The organism is Neobacillus cucumis, from assembly GCF_002860255.1.
Classification (GTDB): domain Bacteria; phylum Bacillota; class Bacilli; order Bacillales; family Cytobacillaceae; genus Neobacillus; species Neobacillus cucumis_A.
In genome coordinates, this window is sequence record NZ_PGVE01000021.1 from 1 (window position 1) to 1980 (window position 1980).

Consider the following 1980-nt stretch of genomic DNA (forward strand, 5'->3'; position numbering starts at 1 on the left):
GTTCATTTTACCTTTCAACATTCAACCGTCCGTTTGATTGATTAATTTTAGTATATGCAATTCAAGATATTTTGTCAATTTAGCCATTCAACTATACATTTGAATGAAATCACATAAAAAAGCAGTTCCTTGGATATCCTAAGGAACTGCAAAATGAACCATTTATTATTTTGAGCGCGTAATGAAGATTTGCGGTACTTCCGCTTCAAATCGAACTAATTCCCCTGTACGTGGATGTAGAAAAGACAAAGCTGTGGCATGAAGTCCCACTCTACGCAAAGGGTTGCCTGTAGCACCATACTTTTTGTCACCCATCACTGGATGACCCAATTCTTCCATATGCACACGGATTTGGTTTTTCCGACCCGTTTCTAGAAGTACTTCTAGCAATGAGCAATCTTTATTCGCTTGTACTCTTCTATAATGTGTAATGGCATGCTGGCCGCCATTATCAGTTGGGTTTGAATATACTCTAAACGCACTATTTTCGGTTAACCAAGACGAAATAGTTCCTGATTCAGTTCGTACTTTTCCTTCGACAAGTGCAGTATACAAACGTTCCTTTACCGATTCATTCCATGTACTTTGCAAAGCTTGCTGCGTTTCTTCATTTTTGGCAAACATCATCACACCTGATGTATCTCGATCCAGACGGTGCACAACAAAAATTCGGTTTTCAGGATGGCTCCTCTTAACGTACTTTGTGATTTCTCTATAGGCTGTCTGATCTTTTTCTTTTTCAGAAGCTACAGAAAGAATACCCGCTTCTTTATTGATCACGATGATATCGTCATCTTCATGGAGAATAGATACACCGACTAACTTCGAGACATTTATAGCTGTTTTATTACTTTGTATTTCCACCTTTTGTCCAGGCGCTAACGGCTGATTATGTTTTGTTGTCATTTGACCATCCACCATAACTTGGCCACGTGTAAGAATGGATTTCACCGAATTCCTACTGCTTTTTGACATAACCTTCAATAAATACGGCAATAGTTCTATCTGTTCTTCCACTGTATATTCTTTTACATTAGATGTAATCTGTTTTCTTTTCATTGTATGTTAGCCCTCCTGCTTATTTAAATAGGTGCTCGTATTATAACTATACACCGCATGACGGATGGTGCGCTTGAATATCATTTGACAGTACATGTGAAAAAATCTAGACATAAAAAAACAGCCCCTAGACATTCGGTCTAATAGGACTGTTTATTGTTATAAACCGTGTTCCGACGGTAAATAACTTAGGTTTGGCACCTATGACTCCGACTGGGCTCGAACCAGCGACCTCCACCCTGTCAAGGTGGCGCTCTCCCAGCTGAGCTACGGAATCGATCATACTAGGATGTGCATGTTGAAGTGAGTTAGTTAGGCTCTCAAGCACAAATACTATAATAGCATTATCTTTCCTTGTTGTAAACAAAGAAATTAAAAATCGATAATTTTTCTATACCATTAGAAAAATTACCGACTTTTATGGACGTTTATTAGACTATTCAGAGACGCTTCTCCCTTTCCTTACTGCATAGGGTTTAATTGTTCTTCTGTTGATTCATTCTCAAAATATAAAAACTCTTCATGATCCAGCTCACTCATACGTTCTTTGTTGAAACCATGTGCCAAGTGCCCTTCAAAAACGTTTTCCCACCATGTCTCTTGTGTACTCATAGTATTTTCTCTCCTTTTTGATTTGATTGGTTTCTGTACCGACCTATATATTTTATTCGTTATGACTGATTCGCTTACATGTAGTATATACATAACTCGCGTTGGTAAAACTGCGTAATTAGTCCAAATTAGTTCGACGTATTTCTAGTCCTTCGGCTTCTTGACTTTTATTTTATCATGTGTTTCACAAATCACATTCCAGTAAAAGCCTTGTATATACTAGACTCGTCCTCTAGTAAAAATTCCATCTAATCTAGTTCTTTTCACTCAATCAGACTAGTAAAACGCAAAAATACAGAGGTTGATTTC

Annotated in this window: 2 protein-coding genes and 1 tRNA gene; all 3 read right to left on the reverse strand. The window is 37.7% G+C overall.

What is annotated here, in order from left to right:
- Window positions 1-165: 165 nt before the first annotated feature.
- The gene (locus CVD27_RS04395) at window positions 166-1059 is read right to left on the reverse strand and encodes an RluA family pseudouridine synthase (RefSeq protein WP_101646673.1); all 894 of its coding nucleotides are present in this window, start codon (window positions 1057-1059) and stop codon (window positions 166-168) included.
- A 204-nt stretch (window positions 1060-1263) separates the two neighbouring features.
- Window positions 1264-1336, reverse strand: a tRNA-Val gene (locus CVD27_RS04400).
- Window positions 1337-1521: 185 nt separating this feature from the next.
- Window positions 1522-1671, reverse strand: a complete 150-nt coding sequence (locus tag CVD27_RS27910; RefSeq protein ID WP_180960147.1) for a hypothetical protein — start codon at window positions 1669-1671, stop codon at window positions 1522-1524.
- Window positions 1672-1980 lie beyond the last annotated feature (309 nt).